Annotated in this window: 18 protein-coding genes; 7 read left to right on the plus strand and 11 right to left on the minus strand. The window is 57.0% G+C overall.

Features of this window, described 5'->3' with window-relative positions:
* Positions 1-4: 4 nt before the first annotated feature.
* A complete protein-coding gene (locus AC2FFA_RS11125; RefSeq protein ID WP_496851726.1) occupies positions 5-436 on the plus strand; it encodes a protein tyrosine phosphatase family protein in 432 nt (143 codons plus the stop codon).
* A 3-nt stretch (positions 437-439) separates the two neighbouring features.
* Here the strand turns inward: AC2FFA_RS11125 and AC2FFA_RS11130 are convergent, their stop codons facing one another.
* The 5 genes from AC2FFA_RS11130 to AC2FFA_RS11150 form a co-directional block, all read right to left on the minus strand.
* Positions 440-1,543 carry a FliM/FliN family flagellar motor C-terminal domain-containing protein gene (locus tag AC2FFA_RS11130; RefSeq protein ID WP_496851727.1) on the minus strand — a complete coding sequence of 368 codons (1,104 nt, stop codon included), beginning with the start codon at positions 1,541-1,543 and terminating at the stop codon, positions 440-442.
* Positions 1,544-1,621: 78 nt separating this feature from the next.
* Positions 1,622-4,300 carry an ATP-binding protein gene (locus AC2FFA_RS11135; protein WP_496851728.1) on the minus strand — a complete coding sequence of 893 codons (2,679 nt, stop codon included), beginning with the start codon at positions 4,298-4,300 and terminating at the stop codon, positions 1,622-1,624.
* Complete coding sequence (locus AC2FFA_RS11140; protein WP_496851729.1) at positions 4,300-4,608, minus strand: hypothetical protein; 309 nt, start codon at positions 4,606-4,608, stop codon at positions 4,300-4,302. The genes AC2FFA_RS11135 and AC2FFA_RS11140 overlap by 1 nt, the downstream gene beginning before the upstream one ends.
* On the minus strand, positions 4,605-4,985 hold the full coding sequence (locus AC2FFA_RS11145; RefSeq protein ID WP_117869634.1) for a response regulator transcription factor: 381 nt from the start codon (positions 4,983-4,985) through the stop codon (positions 4,605-4,607). Before AC2FFA_RS11145 ends, AC2FFA_RS11140 begins: the two co-directional genes overlap by 4 nt.
* Positions 4,986-5,063: 78 nt before the next feature.
* Positions 5,064-6,356 (minus strand): helix-turn-helix domain-containing protein, encoded by a 1,293-nt coding sequence (locus AC2FFA_RS11150; RefSeq protein WP_299898741.1) that lies wholly within the window; start codon positions 6,354-6,356, stop codon positions 5,064-5,066.
* A 201-nt stretch (positions 6,357-6,557) separates the two neighbouring features.
* Between AC2FFA_RS11150 and AC2FFA_RS11155 the strand changes: the two genes are divergently transcribed.
* The 4 genes from AC2FFA_RS11155 (at position 6,558) to aat (ending at position 9,774) form a co-directional block, all read left to right on the plus strand.
* Positions 6,558-7,094, plus strand: a complete 537-nt coding sequence (locus AC2FFA_RS11155; protein ID WP_496673997.1) for a LuxR C-terminal-related transcriptional regulator — start codon at positions 6,558-6,560, stop codon at positions 7,092-7,094.
* A 151-nt stretch (positions 7,095-7,245) separates the two neighbouring features.
* Positions 7,246-7,734: an acetyl-CoA carboxylase biotin carboxyl carrier protein gene (accB, locus tag AC2FFA_RS11160; protein ID WP_299639782.1), complete on the plus strand. Its 489-nt coding sequence runs from the start codon at positions 7,246-7,248 to the stop codon at positions 7,732-7,734.
* Positions 7,735-7,743: 9 nt separating this feature from the next.
* The gene (accC, locus tag AC2FFA_RS11165; RefSeq protein WP_496851730.1) at positions 7,744-9,093 is read left to right on the plus strand and encodes an acetyl-CoA carboxylase biotin carboxylase subunit; all 1,350 of its coding nucleotides are present in this window, start codon (positions 7,744-7,746) and stop codon (positions 9,091-9,093) included.
* Between the two features lie 48 nt (positions 9,094-9,141).
* A complete protein-coding gene (gene aat, locus AC2FFA_RS11170) occupies positions 9,142-9,774 on the plus strand; it encodes a leucyl/phenylalanyl-tRNA--protein transferase (protein ID WP_496851731.1) in 633 nt (210 codons plus the stop codon).
* Here the strand turns inward: aat and AC2FFA_RS11175 are convergent.
* The 6 genes from AC2FFA_RS11175 to AC2FFA_RS11200 all read right to left on the minus strand — a co-directional run bounded on the left by AC2FFA_RS11175 (position 9,729) and on the right by AC2FFA_RS11200 (position 13,605).
* Positions 9,729-10,097: a DUF2155 domain-containing protein gene (locus AC2FFA_RS11175; protein ID WP_496851732.1), complete on the minus strand. Its 369-nt coding sequence runs from the start codon at positions 10,095-10,097 to the stop codon at positions 9,729-9,731. The genes aat and AC2FFA_RS11175 overlap by 46 nt on opposite strands.
* Complete coding sequence (gene mlaD, locus AC2FFA_RS11180) at positions 10,094-10,546, minus strand: outer membrane lipid asymmetry maintenance protein MlaD (protein WP_496851733.1); 453 nt, start codon at positions 10,544-10,546, stop codon at positions 10,094-10,096. The genes AC2FFA_RS11175 and mlaD overlap by 4 nt, the downstream gene beginning before the upstream one ends.
* An 11-nt stretch (positions 10,547-10,557) precedes the next feature.
* Positions 10,558-10,941, minus strand: coding sequence for an NADH:ubiquinone oxidoreductase subunit NDUFA12 (locus AC2FFA_RS11185; protein WP_496851734.1), 384 nt, complete (start codon positions 10,939-10,941; stop codon positions 10,558-10,560).
* A 79-nt stretch (positions 10,942-11,020) separates the two neighbouring features.
* Complete coding sequence (locus AC2FFA_RS11190) at positions 11,021-11,383, minus strand: RidA family protein (RefSeq protein ID WP_496851735.1); 363 nt, start codon at positions 11,381-11,383, stop codon at positions 11,021-11,023.
* 189 nt (positions 11,384-11,572) lie between these two features.
* Entirely contained in the window at positions 11,573-12,841 is a 1,269-nt protein-coding gene (gene clpX / locus AC2FFA_RS11195) for an ATP-dependent Clp protease ATP-binding subunit ClpX (protein WP_117869643.1), read from the minus strand.
* Between the two features lie 131 nt (positions 12,842-12,972).
* The gene (locus AC2FFA_RS11200) at positions 12,973-13,605 is read right to left on the minus strand and encodes an ATP-dependent Clp protease proteolytic subunit (RefSeq protein WP_117869644.1); all 633 of its coding nucleotides are present in this window, start codon (positions 13,603-13,605) and stop codon (positions 12,973-12,975) included.
* 367 nt (positions 13,606-13,972) lie between these two features.
* Here AC2FFA_RS11200 and AC2FFA_RS11205 point away from each other — a divergent pair, with 367 nt between their 5' ends.
* Positions 13,973-14,314, plus strand: a complete 342-nt coding sequence (locus tag AC2FFA_RS11205) for an ArsR/SmtB family transcription factor (RefSeq protein WP_496851736.1) — start codon at positions 13,973-13,975, stop codon at positions 14,312-14,314.
* Positions 14,315-14,375: 61 nt separating this feature from the next.
* Entirely contained in the window at positions 14,376-14,513 is a 138-nt protein-coding gene (locus AC2FFA_RS11210) for an entericidin A/B family lipoprotein (protein WP_117869646.1), read from the plus strand.
* Positions 14,514-15,039: the final 526 nt, after the last annotated feature.

Raw genomic sequence — 15,039 nt, forward strand, 5'->3', positions numbered from 1 at the left:
TGATATGGAGATTCGACCGATCACGACCCGCTATGCTGTCTCGCCGCAGATCACGGTAGAAGACGTCCCGGCAATTGCCGAGGCGGGCTTCGTTAAGGTGATCTGCAACCGGCCCGATGTGGAAGTTCCCGCGATCATGCAATCCGACGCAATCGGTGAAGCCGTTCGTGCCGCTGGTATGGAATACGAAGTATTGGAACTGACACACCAGACCATGACGCCCGAGAATGCAAGACGGCAACGCGAACTGGCAGAAAGCTGCGATGGTCCGGTTTTAGCTTATTGCGCCTCGGGCACTCGGTGTTCGGTGGTCTGGGCCCTTGGTCAGTGCGACCGCATGAGCACGGACGACATTCTGACCGCTACGACAAATGCCGGGTATCAACTGGAAAATCTGCGCCCCGCACTGGAGCAATTCCGAAACAGGGCGGACTAAACCTTATTCCGCGTCGGTATGTGTGTCGGCAGCGTCAAGGCCAGCCAGTTGCGAAATCTCCGCGACCATCCGTTCGGAATCGTTCAGTGACATATCGTTGTCTGCCAGTTCCAAACCCTCGTCCCCTGTTGCCGGAGGCATCACATCCACCGCGTTGGAAACCGATTCGGCCAGGTGGTCGTGCGGCTGCATTCTCCCTCGGCTCTCGATAAACTCCTGCGCATCAGCCCCAGACAAGGCGGGTAGAGCCGCATGTTCGTTCAATCGAACGGCTCGCAAGCCGCCGCACTGACCAAGGCGACCAATGCCCGTTGGCGTTCGGTCGATAGTCAATATCTCAGTTCTGTCCATACGTGCCCCGTGTAGTGGCAAAACACTACCGGGTTGAATCGTTGACAGATCGGACAATGGCAGCGACATCCGGCACAAAACGGCGTTCAGTTCCGCCCGAACAACACCCGATGATAGCGCAATCTTCGGACCGGCCGTTTCCGTGACCTTATCAACTTTGTCCGGCGCAGCAGGATGATCCGGAAGGAAAATTGATATCTGTCCTTGCTGCACCCCGTTGGCCAGATCAACCGTCAGATCAAAGACATGGTGTGCGTCTGCAGACATGGCCAAAGACAAGCCGCGCGCATCTTCCGAACGTGCGGTGAGCTCATATCCTGTCAGACAAATCTGCTCGTCCGCAGCGACTATTAAGCCGGCGGACAGAGTCAGCGCGGATTCAATAAATGGCGCCGCCATGGCGGCGTCCGTATCTGTAAACACCCTTGGTTCGGGATCTCCGGGCAGTACTTCACCGATGGTCTGGGTTTGTACAATGGCGGACACTACGTGCGGGTTCAAGCAAATCGCAGCGCGGCCCTCCTGTCCATCAAAAACCAACAGCAGCCAATCCTGACCGACAGATTCCACCAGATCATCCTGAGAGCCGCTGGCTTGCTTTGCACCGATGACAGCCAAGGGAAGGTTCAATCGATCGCTTGCTGCCCGCGCAAACCCCAAGCGCAGCGCCCGCAGAACCGAACGCGGACGATCGCCTAAATCTTTTCGTCCAACAGACAGTTTGCGCGCCAAAGCGGCGCTGACGGTTTGTGACATGGCGCCCGATCACCAGTTGTTCCAATAACTGACTATTGGTTTACCCCGCCGTGCGTTACGAAGTTCTTTACGACGAGGTCATTGCGCAGCCTGCTGGAACGCCAAGGGCATGCTTACCCGGAATGCCGCGCCGCCCTGCCCGGGCAGATACGTGATCTCGCCGCCCAACCGCTGCATGATCTCTCGGCAAATCGCCAACCCCAAACCTGCACCCCCTGCCTTGTCGACCCCGACTCGGGCAAATTTCTCGAACACCATCGACCGCGCCCCGGGTGGAATACCGCTGCCGTTATCGATGAAATCGATGATAACCCTCCCGCCGACGTCGTGGGCTGATATGACCAATACCGGTTCTTCCGCGTCACAGTATTTCTGCGCGTTCGAGATCAGATTGATGAACACCTGCCCCAACCGGTCCAGATCCGTATGAAGGGACATTCGCTCTGCCGTAAGAGTCCGCCGGACCGTGATTTTCCTTTCCGCTCCAGCCAGCGCACTGGACACTGCGCGGTCCAGAACCGAACGCAAACTGTCATCGCTGAGGTTCAGATTGACCTGCCCGTTTTCGAGCACGCTCAAATCCAGCAGATCGTCGAGAAGCCGGGTCAGGCGCAAGGCCTCATCGTGAATGATTGCGGCATAGCGGGTCTGTTCCTCTCGGCTCAGGCCCTCTGTATCCCGCATGATCTCGGAAAAAGCTCGGATCGAGGTCATCGGCGTACGTAATTCGTGACTGACCTGACTCAAGAAGCTGTCTTTTTGCTCGGAAATCTGAGTGAGCTTGGTATTTGCTTCACGCAGCTGGCGCGCCGTGCGGGACAATTCGGACGACTTCTCTTCCAACTTCCCTGAGTACTCCAGAAGCTGCGCCGATTCATCCGCCACTGCAAGCAGGTCTTCAACCGAAACCGAAGACCCGCCCACGATCTGAGCGATCATCGCATGTGCCGTGGCGGTTCCGACCGACCCGCTCAACTCTCGCTCTAGACGGTTGAGGAAACCCGGGGTTGGTTCCGGCATGTGCGACCGGCCACCCTGTTTTTCAGCCTCAGCCTGGAAGAACTCCTGCGCCGGGGCGGTGCCCAGAATACGCTGAGTCATTATCATCAGGTCTTCGCTTTGCGCCACCGAACCGGACCAGCCGCCCGGTGAAACCGAATGATCGAAAACGTTGACGAACTGCGCGCCCTGCAAACGCTCCAGAGGGCTGGGAAAGCTCAGCAGGGACGCCACGCAAAATGCAATGGTATTGAGGGACAGAGACCACATCACGGTATGGACCATCGGGTCGATCCCTTCGATCCCGAACAGAGCATGAGGGCGCAGCCAGGCAAGACCGAACAGCCCATTCTGCATTACAGCCTCTGGCATCCACGGCGCGCCCATACCTGGCAACAACAGCGTATAAATCCACAATATGAAACCGACGCTCAGCCCGATCAGTGCCCCTGTACGGGTTGCTCCGCGCCAGAACAGCCCTCCGACCAAAGCAGGCAGAATCTGCGAGATGCCGGCAAAAGCAATCAATCCTATCGATGCCAGTGCAGCACCACCGCCGGACAACCGATAATAAAAGTAACCCAACGCCATGATCACGGCGATGGAAACACGGCGCGCTATCAAAACAATGCTTCGCACATCGCCCGAGACTGACCCTGTTCCTTCATGGGTGTTCAGCCATATCGGCATGACCACATGGTTCGACACCATCGTCGACAAGGCCATTGCGCTAACGATAACCATCGATGTTGCGGACGAAAACCCACCGATAAAGGACAGCATCGCCAGCCAGTCATTGCCCTGCGACAACGGTACGGTCAGCACGAACAGGTCAGGATTGGCCCCCTCTGGCAACAGATCCAGACCAACGACGGCAATTGGCACGACAAACAGGCTCATCAAAAGCAGATAGAGCGGAAACGCCCAGGCAGCCGTTCTCAGATGACTTTCGTCATCGTTTTCAACCACCATCACCTGAAACATGCGCGGCAGACAGATAAAGGCCGCGGCGGACAGAAAAATGAAAGTCGTCCAGCGACCGGCATCGACATTCCAATGTCCGATTTCCGAGGCATCGATCTGTTCCATCATCGGGCCAACGCCACCAGCGATACCCCACACTACGAAAACGCCCACGGCGATAAGAGCAAACAGTTTGACCACGGCTTCAACGGCAATGGCCGTGACGACGCCGTGGTGACGCTCGTTCACGTCCAGATTGCGCGTACCGAAGAGAATTGCGAACACGGCCAGCCCCGCGGCGACCCAGAAAACGCTGGACCCTTCGCGATACAGGCCTGATGGATCGGCTTCGGCGAATATCGAAAATGACAGGGTAATCGATTGCAACTGGAGCGCGATGTAGGGCGTCCCGCCGAGCACGGCTAGAACGGTCACACACACGGCCAATGTGTTTGACTTGCCATAGCGTGACGACAGCAGGTCTGCGATGGAGGTCACCCGCTGGCTACGTCCGACTCTCACCAGCTTGCGCAACCCCCACCACCAACTGACCATTACCAGAGTGGGGCCGAGATAGATGGTGACGAACTCCAAACCGGACCGCGCGGCATTGCCCACCGCACCGTAAAATGTCCAGGCAGTGCAATAGATCGACAGTGACAACGTATATATCAGGGGAGACCGCAACCACGTTCCCCGCCGTGCTGCGGCCATCCGGTCAGCTGCGAAAGCTACCGCGAACAAGAAAACGACATAGGCAAGGCAGACCAGGATCAGCGTGTTAATGGTTGCCATCACTCAGCGTCCGCGTCTCGATCCTCGCGCGCGCCTATACGGCGGGCAACAATGCCAAAAACCAACCCGACCAGGATCAGCGCGCCCCAGCAGACAAAAATGTAATAAGTCGCTGAAGACAAGGGGACGGCCGCACCCCCACTGGATTGATCGGGCCACAGCAACGGAAGCGCCAGCAAAGCCGCCCCCAAAAAAGGTAGAAGCCGCGCTGCATCCGTTAGCCTGCGTCGGCGATAGCTTTGACGTTCGAGAAAAAGCGAGGGCCGTGTGACCTGTGGTTTATCCTTGTTGCCCTCGCCAATCATCATATTCGCGTCGCCTGCGCGTGAAGATCGCGCACAGCCGTCAGAACTTCGGCATTGGAAAACGGTTTGGTCATGAAACGGCTGACACCTGCGTTTTCCGCCATTTCCCTGTCCCGCGATTGACCTCGCGCGGTCAGCATCAAAACCGGTAAACCTGCCAGTTCTTCCATCTCTCTGATGTCCCGCAGAATATCCATGCCGCTCTTACCCGGCAGCATGACGTCCAAAATGACCAGGTCGGGTTGTGCCCCCTGGATCACCTGAACCGCATCCGCTCCATCGCCATGCGTTTCGACCTGCCATCCCTCGCGGGTCAGCAGGAACCGGATTGCTTCGGCAATGTTCGGCTCGTCCTCAATCAACAGAACCTTGCGGCTCATATTTTCAGTTCCTCCCCAAGACCGTTCCTCCATCCCGAGACCGGTCCTTTTTAGACTAAGCCTTCTGCCGGGAAAGTGTCAAAAGCCTTCGCTCAAAATCGACGGCTCGCGGCGGGCCTTGCACGCATTGCTGGGACAGACGCGGCAGTTCGACCCGACCCGCGTAACCGGTGCGTCACCTGTTGTTTCGTTGACCGAACGAACCAGCATGACCGAGCGGTAGGCGGGATCCTGATCATACCCCAATACAGCATAAGGCCAGGCATAGGCGAAGCATTCGAATTCAGCAGGTGTCCGGCCCATCTGGACAACTTGCTTGCGAACAGGAACAAGCGGACGACTCAAAGCCGAAAACAACGGCCATAGGGGGCAAACCTCACCATGCCTCGCCAACGCAAAGCCCGGAATCGGCTTGATGAACAATATGCTGCCGGACGCATCGCACAGCACCATACCAACAGGTTGCGGCAACACATCCTCGGGCAAAAATGCCAGTCGTCTGAGAATGGTGGCGACGTCTACGGAAAAACGGTGGGCCAACGCGATGGGATCCGCGTCGTCTTCTTGCAGACCCGATCTGAGTGCATCCAGCGGCAACACAGTTGCATCATCGCGATACATCTCCAGAATTTCACGCGCCACAATTCGGGCAGCCGACGTGTTGAGACTGCTCAGATCAACAGCATCCACGTCTTCCCCTTGTTCCAGTTCCGAAAAACTGTACCTACGGGATTCGAAGAAGGCTTCGACCTCTTCAAGCGGAACACCGCGCGGATCAACTGACGAATCACTTTCGTCCAGAAAGGTTACAAGTGCCTTGGAACTGCCGGCCAGCCGTTCTGCATCCTGATGCAAGTTTTTGTGAAACCGCTCCCGCCACTCGGCTTCGATGTCCTTTGTGTCTGCAAGAATTGCCGCTGTTGAACGAATCGCGGCCGCTGTGGACAGCACTTCGTGCATTGATGCCGCAAGATGAGGGTCATGCGTCAGGCGGTCTGACAAGACCTCGACATTCCGCTCAAGCGAAACAACCCGGCGGTGCATCTGTGCAAGAACCCCGGCCCACCCGGGAAAACGCCCGGCGAATTCCTCCAGCCCGTCCACTTCGGCCTGCTGCCCGACGGCATCATCCGCCGCCTCCCGCAGGGCCGTCACAAGGGTTGCCTCAATCCCCTGGGTCAGGACAGAAGGTTCAACAGAGAGTGCAGACGCTATGTCCACCAGTAATTTGCCACCAATCCTTCGGCGGTTATGTTCGATCAGGTTCAGATAAGACGCCGATATACCGGCCAGGCGCGCAAGTTCTGCCTGCCGAAGCCCGGCAATCTGCCGTCTTTCCCGGATGCGGCTTCCTGTCAACATATCGCGCATGATTGGCTTCTCCTGACCAGGGTTCGGTCGCCTGTTTTCAGAACATATCATGTGTTTCTGTAGTTTACCCACAAGTTTTCAAGTCGCATTTACACCCTTAACAAAAACCGCAACAACCATGACACATCAGCAGCGCATCAGCAGTCACAATAAACCGCATCTCCCCTTCAATTCCGCGTGGTTTCCCGGCACGATAGGCAAATGAGTGACCCCGCCTTTGAATATGCCCCGATCGGGTTGGTTGAGCTGGAAAACCGGATCATCAGACGCTGCAATCTGCAGTTCGCCCGCACTTTTGGTGGTGAAGAAACCGATTACCGCAACATGCCGTTGCTGCATCTTTACCCGTCGGTTGCTGATTGGGAGAGGATCGGAGAGCGCAGCCTTCAAGTGATGCGTGACACCGGGTACTATACGGATGAGCGCGTCATGCGCCGACGTAATGGCGATCTGTTCTGGTGCCGCGCCCGTGGCCGTTCCTTGACACCGGATGACCCGTTCCGGCATGGAATCTGGAGCTTTTCCGACATCTCGGAAGAACGTCCCCTTGTCGAATTGACCGTCCGAGAACGCGAAGTGGCGATCCTGTCCTGCCGCGGCCTGTCCGCCAAGGAAATCGGCGTGGAATTGGGGCTGAGCTACCGCACAATCGAAGCCTATCGCGCCCGCCTGCTTGAGAAATTCGGGGCCCGCAAATTACCTGAGCTGGTCGCCAAATTGTCAGGGATGCCTCTGTAACCTGTCCGCCCCTTTAAATTATACGAGATTCCCGCCTGTGATGGTGCGAGTCGACGCTTTTCATGCACCGCCGCTTAGCCTATAACCCTGCGTAATTTGATCAGAGCCCGCAAGAAACAGACGGGCCAAAGGGGAACCGTCGAGGATACTCATGACAGACACCAAACACGAAGCGGATGTGGCATTCATCAAAGCTCTGGCCGAGTTGCTGCGCGATAACGATCTGACCGAACTGCAGGTCAAGCGCGAGTATGGCGACGAAGACAGCCTGAACGTCCGCGTCAGCCGTATGACACAAGCCGCGGCCGCGCCAGTTCAGGTCGCCGCACCTGCAGCAGCACCCGCCCCTGCAGCGGCCCCCGTCGTGGCGGAAGCTCCTGCCGCTCAGGAAGATCCGGCCAGCCACCCCGGCGCTGTAACTTCCCCTATGGTTGGTACCGTCTACATGCAGCCCGAGCCCGGCGCACCTGCGTTCATTTCGGTCGGCGCTTCTGTTTCCGAAGGTGACACTCTTTTGATCGTCGAGGCAATGAAGACCATGAACCACATCCACGCACCCAAGTCGGGTACCATCAAGCGTGTTCTGGTTGGCGATGGCGACGCTGTGGAGTTCGGCACCCCTCTGGTCATTATCGAGTAAGGCGGGCCCATGTTCGACAAGATCCTGATTGCCAACCGAGGCGAGATCGCCCTGCGCGTCATCCGCGCCGCCCGCGAGATGGGGATTAAGACGGTTGCCGTCCACTCCACCGCGGATAGCGACGCGATGCATGTGCGCATGGCTGACGAATCGATCTGCATCGGCCCCCCGCCTAGCCCCCAGAGTTACCTGTCAGTGCCCGCGATCATCTCGGCCTGTGAAATCAGCGGTGCGCAGGCGATCCACCCCGGCTATGGCTTCCTGTCCGAGAATGCCGAGTTCGTGCAGATCGTCGAAGATCACGGCATTACTTTCATCGGCCCCACAGCGGAACATATCCGCGTCATGGGCGACAAGATTACAGCCAAGGACACGATGAAGGCTCTGGGCGTGCCCTGCGTTCCAGGATCTGATGGTGGCGTGCCTGATCTTGCGGCCGCCAAGAAGATCGGTGAGGAATTCGGCTATCCTGTCATCATCAAGGCCACTGCAGGTGGCGGCGGACGCGGCATGAAAGTCGCGATGAACGCGAATGAGATGGAAAGCGCGTTTATGACCGCACGTGCCGAGGGCAAAGCCGCCTTTGGCAATGACGAGGTTTATATAGAGAAATACCTGACCACGCCGCGCCACATCGAGATTCAGGTCTTTGGCGACGGTAAAGGCAAGGCCGTTCATCTGGGCGAGCGTGACTGCTCTCTACAGCGGCGGCACCAGAAAGTATTCGAAGAGGCCCCAGGTCCCTCCATCACACCGGAAGAACGCGCCAAGATCGGCAAGGTCTGCGCCGACGCGGTCGCCAAGATCAACTATATCGGCGCCGGAACGATCGAGTTCCTGTATGAGAATGGCGAGTTCTATTTCATCGAGATGAACACCCGTCTTCAGGTGGAACACCCGGTAACCGAAGCTATTTTTGGCGTCGACCTGGTGCGCGAACAAATCCTTGTCGCCGCGGGTGAACCGATGTCGTTCGGTCAGGACGATTTGGAAATCAACGGCCACGCCATCGAGGTTCGGATCAACGCCGAAAAGCTTCCCAATTTCTCGCCCTGTCCCGGCAAGATCACCGCGTATCACGCACCGGGTGGCTTGGGGGTTCGAATGGACTCGGCGCTCTATGACGGTTACTCGATTCCACCCTACTACGACTCTCTGATCGGCAAGCTGATCGTGCAGGGTCGCGACCGGGCAGAAGCGCTGGCCCGACTGGAACGCGCATTGGGAGAATTGATTGTCGACGGCATAGACACCACTGTCCCTCTTTTCCACGCCCTGTTGCAGGAACCCGATCTGCGCAGCGGCAACTATAACATCCACTGGCTGGAGCGCTGGCTTGCGGAGAATATGGAACAGTAGTCACCAAGGACCGGAGGGCCCGTGCCCTCCGGTTGACTCATACCTGACATGAGCTTGTCCCCCGAACTTTTGCTGCATGGATACTCCATCGGTATCTTTCCGATGGCCGAGCATCGCGATGACCCCGACCTGTTCTGGGTCGATCCCAAGTTCCGGGGTGTCTTACCACTGGACGGATTTCACATATCCAGAAGCCTGGCACGCCGTATTCGAAACTGCGGGTTCGACATCTCAATCGACCAGGACTTTTCCGGCGTCGTCGACGGCTGCGCCGACAGGGCCGATACCTGGATCAACGCCCAGTTGCACGACCTTTACCGTCAGCTGCACCAAACCGGTCATGCGCATTCGTTGGAAGTCTGGGAAGGCACCGCGCTGGTGGGGGGCGTCTATGGCGTGACCCTGGGCGCGGCCTTCTTTGGCGAAAGCATGTTCTCAAGGCGCAAAGACGCCTCGAAAATCGCCCTCGCGTATCTTGTGGACCGTCTGCGGCAAACCGGGTTCCGTCTGTTTGACACGCAGTTTCTAACCGCACATCTGGCCTCTTTGGGGGCGATCGAAATTCCGCGCGGTGTCTACAAGAAAGAGCTGGAAGAAGCCCTGAACTTCAGCGGCGATTTCACAGCGCCGCTAAATCAGTCCGCAGCGAGTGTAATACATCGTATGACCCAAACGTCATAACGCGCGTGATCCAGCGCATTCAAAGCCGGGGACGTCGCGATCATCCAACCGTCAAACAGCTGATCGGCCTTTCCGCTCTCCCAGATGGTCAGATAGGCGAAAGCGTCACCCGTTGGATTGTCAACGGGATAACGGCAATCCCCCAAGGCGACATCCAGCCCAAAAACCGCTGCTGTCTCGCCGGTCTGCAATTCAACATCGACGGTCTGGCCATTCACCTTGTCGAGGCCCCGCAACAGTGCCCCGGGTCCAGACTGAACATTCTGCTGCGCGGCCGCACCAGTGCCGGAAAGCAACAAGGCAAGAAACGCGACGCGCATCATTCGCTGCCGTCTCCGGCGACAAACTTGACCAGAAGCGAGATCAGGCTGACCGCGCCCTGGGTATCCTCGATCTCATCGCCGGGATCAAAAAAGAACGGCGAGCCGCCGGGCATTACCTCGACGAAGTTTCCGCCCAGCAAACCTTCTGACGAAATGACAATGGCACTGTCGTCCGGCACGAGAATCCCGTCCGCAATCGTGAAGGTCGTGTCCGCCCGGTAGGTATCCGGGTTGAGGTTGACATCCGTCACGGTTCCGATTTTGACACCGGCAAGGCGAACATCCGTACCGACGCCTACCCCTTCCAGAGATCTGAACGACGCGCCCAGTTCGTATCCAGCGGTACCTTGCGACAAGCCCGTCGATTGACTGGCATAAACGCCAAATGCCACGGCACCGGCCAATACGACGCCGCCGACAAGAATTTCGGTCCAGTTATGGGTCGACATTTTTGCCTCGTCTATTCTGGGCTCCAGGCCTCATAGTCCCTACGCTCCATCGGTTCTGCACGACGCAGAGACCCGGCAGGAGTATAGGCCAGCGCGGTGCCGGTCAGGTTTTCCTGATGTGGTTTTTCCCAGGATTTATGCGGCAGCGGTTTATCCGTCGGAGGCTCGTCCCAAGTGCGATGCAACCAACCATGCCATTCAGGATCAACCCGGGTGGCTTCGGCCTCACCATTAAAAATAACCCAACGCCTGCTGTCGTCGGCATTGCGGTAAAACACGTTGCCTTCATTGTCTTCGCCCACTTTCACGCCCTTGCGCGCAGTGTAGATCTGAGTGTTCAAAGTCGACCCATTCCACCAGGTCACAGCTCGCAAAAGACTGTTCAGGATTCCCATCGGGTGCCTCCGGCATTTCGTCGAAGAAAGGTATGGACCAAAGGCCCGCCAAGGTCCAGTGCCCCTGATACCACCTGCGTCACTCCGACAGAAAGGCGGTCACTTCGATCTCGATCCTGAATTTCGGATCGATCAGACCGCATTCGATCATTGTCGCAGCCGGAGGATTGGCTCCGAAAGTCTCGGCCAAAATCGACCAGCACGGTTCGAACTCGCTGCGGTCCGGCAACATGTAGGTGACCCGAACCACATCTTCAAAGCCTGCCCCCGCCTCTGCCAAGGCCTTTTCGATGATAGCCAACGCCGATCGGCATTGTTCGACCGCGCCCGGGCCCTGCCCGACTGTACCGGCTACATGAACCCAACCGCCCGCGACCACTGCACGGCAGTACCCGACTTTTGCTTCGAACTCACCACCAGAGGGAATGCGTTTAAGCGTCATGACCATTCACCTTACCCGCTTGGGAAACCGCCGGAGTTGTACATACTTGCACGCGCAAACCTTCCAAGTGGAAATCCCCGGCTTCTTTTGGCTGGGAGTACCGCGGGGGAAGTTCTCATTTGGTGGCGGGGGCAGAGCCCCCTCAACCGATTCAGCACAGCGAACCACAGCCGCGATCGATGACCGATTTTATCCGGCCGATGCCGACTCCGGTGCAGCGTCGGTATAGATGAACAGAGGCTGCGAGTCAGAGATGACCGCCTCTTCGTTCACAACAACTTCGCTGACATTCTTCATACCAGGCAGTTCGAACATGGTATCCAGCAGAATATCTTCCAGGATCGACCGCAGACCCCGCGCACCGGTTTTGCGCTCGATGGCCTTTTTGGCGATTGCCTTCAGGGCGTCATCCGTAAAGGCCAGTTCAACATCCTCCAGTTCGAACAGACGCTGGTATTGCTTGACCAATGCGTTCTTGGGCTTGGTCAGGATAGTCACCAGCGCGTCTTCATCCAGGTCCTCAAGCGTCGCCAGAACCGGCAGACGACCGACGAATTCCGGGATCAGGCCGAATTTCAGCAAATCCTCGGGCTCCAGTTCCTTGAATATCTCGCCGACACCGCGGTCATCATTGTCGCGCACATCGGCGCCAAAACCCATGGCCGAACCTTTGCCGCGTTGCGCGATGATCTTGTCCAAACCCGCGAATGCGCCGCCACAGATGAACAGAATGTTCGTCGTGTCCACTTGCAAGAATTCCTGCTGGGGATGCTTGCGGCCACCCTGTGGGGGGACGCTGGCCACTGTCCCTTCCATCAGTTTCAGCAAAGCCTGCTGCACGCCCTCACCCGACACGTCGCGCGTGATCGAAGGGTTCTCGGACTTGCGGGTAATCTTGTCAACCTCGTCGATATAGACGATGCCACGCTGTGCACGTTCGACGTTGTACTCACTGGCCTGAAGCAGCTTGAGGATGATGTTTTCGACATCCTCGCCCACATACCCGGCTTCGGTCAGCGTAGTCGCGTCCGCCATGGTAAACGGGACGTCCAGAATGCGCGCCAGTGTCTGCGCCAGCAGCGTTTTACCACAACCGGTCGGGCCGATCAGCAGGATATTCGACTTCGACAGTTCGATATCGCTGCCCGCTTTCTGAGCATGGTTCAAACGCTTATAATGGTTATGAACGGCAACCGACAGAACCCTCTTTGCGGTGGCCTGACCGATTACATAATCGTCCAGTACTTCGCAAATATCCTTGGGCGTCGGAACACCGTCAGAAGACTTCAGCCCGCTGGCCTTGGTCTCCTCGCGGATGATGTCCATGCACAGCTCAACACATTCATCACAGATGAAAACCGTGGGACCTGCGATCAGCTTACGGACTTCATGCTGGCTTTTGCCGCAGAAGCTGCAGTAGAGCGTGTTTTTCCCATCGCCGCCTGAATTCGTCGCCATGATCTACCTTTCGGGCTTCGTCCCTGCACCCCTTTTCGGGGGCGCTTACACCTGTGTGTGCAGCTTAGGCCAGCACTCTGGCGGCTACAATCTCAAAATGACCCCCGCGCCGGTGACGCGGGGTATTGGCCTCAGGCCTCTTCCGTGTCCATTTTCGCTCGGTTTTCGACAATCTCGTCGATGTGACCCCATTCCTTGGCCTCTTCAGGGCTCATGAAATTGTCACGGTCCAGCGCTTTTTCGACTGCCTTTTTCGTCTGTCCGGTGTGACGTACGTAGATGTCATACAGGCGATCCTTCAGCTTCTGCGTTTCAGCCGCGTGAATCATGATGTCACTGGCCTGGCCCTGGTATCCGCCGCTGGGCTGGTGCACCATGATGCGGCTGTTGGGCAGTGAAAAGCGCATTCCCTTCTCGCCCCCGGCCAACAGAACCGACCCCATCGAGGCCGCCTGACCGATAACCAATGTGGAACATTTCGGCTTGATGTATTGCATTGTGTCGTAAATCGACAAACCGCTGGTCACCACTCCGCCAGGCGAGTTGATGTAGATCGAGATTTCCTTGTTCGGGTTTTCCGCCTCGAGGTGCAGCAATTGCGCCACAACAAGATGGCTCATCCCATCATGGATCGGTCCGTTGATGAATATGATCCGCTCTTTCAGCAGGCGGGAGAAAATATCATAGGCGCGCTCGCCCCGGCTGGTCTGCTCAACGACCATGGGGACAAGTGTATTCATGTAGGTTTCTACGGGATCGAACATTCGTAACCTGCCTGTTTAGCTATGGATCGGGACAATATCCCAACAAGTGTTACCTGAGTCTTAGTGTCGGCTAAGGGGGGCTGCAAGGGGGGGCAAGTGAGAACGCTGACCGAATGTTGATCGTGATCAATCCTCAAAGCGAACCATCTGTTGTTTCCCGGGCTGATCCGCAGATCGCCTTCAGTTGAATTGCATGCACTTTGCGTTTCGGGAACATTCAATCCGAACTCCCCTTTCACACATCACGCTATTTTGATTCATACATATAGAAATGAATGTACGAAACGTGTACTGAAGGGCTTACTCTCACACCTCTTTACGTAACGGAAACACCGCCCGGCCAACGGGTTTGCAAGGAACACAATCGATGGCAATTCCCCAGCTATCCCAAGACATGTCACAAGAAGATTTTGACCGCATGGTCTCAAACGCGACGAGCGCATCCAATTTCCTCAAGGCTATTAGCCACGAAGGCAGATTGATGATCCTGTGTCACCTTGTGTCCGGTGAAAAATCTGTCACGGAACTGGAAGAGCTGCTGTCCGCCAGGCAAGCCGCTGTTTCGCAACAGCTTTCCCGCCTGCGACTTGAAGGTCTGGTGACACCTCGCAGGGAAGGTAAGGCCATCTATTATCGTCTGGCGGATGAACGTCCGCGCCGCATGCTCGAAGTCGTTTACGAACTTTTCTGCGGCGAGGCCCCAGCCTAAGAACTGGCTCCGCCTGAAGAAAGGTGCTACCGAAAAATGATCGAGCACTAAGGAGACGAATATGATCCGCGTAATTCTGATTGGCCTGAGTCTGTTTGCACTGACCGCCTGCGAAACTGCAAAAGGCGCCGGCAAGGACATCGAAAAAGCCGGAGATGCCATCCAGGGCGCAGCAACCGACGTTCAGGAAAGCCTGTAGCACACCTTATTTTGCGCCACGCGCGGAACCAGTATCAATATATGGTTGAAAGACGCACCAGGCCGCAGTAACCTATCCTCACAGGTGCATAGACGCGGCACTGCAACATCTGACGCTAAATCGGGGCTCTTTTGCACACGCAGAAGAGCCCCGGTCCCTTTCGGCAGGGGTGAGTGGTAGCCTGTATGAAACCGAAATCGGCAAAGGAAAAGGCGTCAGGTGCGCAGACGCGGTCTTTGCATGCATCCTTTCGGATACTCCTGACGCCTTACCGGTTCGATGCGCCCCGAGGGGCACCCCGATCCAGTTGCCCCAGCCCCCTTAGAGACTGCGACTGCTGCTTTGCGCCCGAAGGAACATCACAGCGTGCATCGGCCTTTTGAGAAGGTAGCCATTCGAGTAGGGTACGAAACCCGCATGCGGCTGATCACCCACCGGTAAGCCATTGCAGTTCAACGCAAATCCTAAGATCCGGTCTCTCTGCCAAGACCCCCGGGCCTTTGCGTCCCACCTTCGGTTCCGAAGA

This window comes from Ruegeria sp. YTSB088 (assembly GCF_059609825.1).

Coding starts and splice junctions, on each gene's coding strand:
- AC2FFA_RS11210 (WP_117869646.1), top strand. CDS start 14,376: ATGATCCGCGTAATTCTGATTGGCCTGAGTCTGTTTGCACTGACCGCC.
- AC2FFA_RS11125 (WP_496851726.1), top strand. CDS start 5: ATGGAGATTCGACCGATCACGACCCGCTATGCTGTCTCGCCGCAGATC.
- AC2FFA_RS11200 (WP_117869644.1), bottom strand. CDS start 13,605: ATGTTCGATCCCGTAGAAACCTACATGAATACACTTGTCCCCATGGTC.
- AC2FFA_RS11140 (WP_496851729.1), bottom strand. CDS start 4,608: ATGATGATTGGCGAGGGCAACAAGGATAAACCACAGGTCACACGGCCC.
- accB (WP_299639782.1), top strand. CDS start 7,246: ATGACAGACACCAAACACGAAGCGGATGTGGCATTCATCAAAGCTCTG.
- aat (WP_496851731.1), top strand. CDS start 9,142: ATGAGCTTGTCCCCCGAACTTTTGCTGCATGGATACTCCATCGGTATC.
- clpX (WP_117869643.1), bottom strand. CDS start 12,841: ATGGCGACGAATTCAGGCGGCGATGGGAAAAACACGCTCTACTGCAGC.
- AC2FFA_RS11190 (WP_496851735.1), bottom strand. CDS start 11,383: ATGACGCTTAAACGCATTCCCTCTGGTGGTGAGTTCGAAGCAAAAGTC.
- AC2FFA_RS11130 (WP_496851727.1), bottom strand. CDS start 1,543: ATGTCACAAACCGTCAGCGCCGCTTTGGCGCGCAAACTGTCTGTTGGA.
- AC2FFA_RS11135 (WP_496851728.1), bottom strand. CDS start 4,300: ATGGCAACCATTAACACGCTGATCCTGGTCTGCCTTGCCTATGTCGTT.
- mlaD (WP_496851733.1), bottom strand. CDS start 10,546: ATGTCGACCCATAACTGGACCGAAATTCTTGTCGGCGGCGTCGTATTG.
- accC (WP_496851730.1), top strand. CDS start 7,744: ATGTTCGACAAGATCCTGATTGCCAACCGAGGCGAGATCGCCCTGCGC.
- AC2FFA_RS11150 (WP_299898741.1), bottom strand. CDS start 6,356: ATGCGCGATATGTTGACAGGAAGCCGCATCCGGGAAAGACGGCAGATT.
- AC2FFA_RS11185 (WP_496851734.1), bottom strand. CDS start 10,941: ATGGGAATCCTGAACAGTCTTTTGCGAGCTGTGACCTGGTGGAATGGG.
- AC2FFA_RS11155 (WP_496673997.1), top strand. CDS start 6,558: ATGAGTGACCCCGCCTTTGAATATGCCCCGATCGGGTTGGTTGAGCTG.
- AC2FFA_RS11175 (WP_496851732.1), bottom strand. CDS start 10,097: ATGATGCGCGTCGCGTTTCTTGCCTTGTTGCTTTCCGGCACTGGTGCG.
- AC2FFA_RS11145 (WP_117869634.1), bottom strand. CDS start 4,985: ATGAGCCGCAAGGTTCTGTTGATTGAGGACGAGCCGAACATTGCCGAA.
- AC2FFA_RS11205 (WP_496851736.1), top strand. CDS start 13,973: ATGGCAATTCCCCAGCTATCCCAAGACATGTCACAAGAAGATTTTGAC.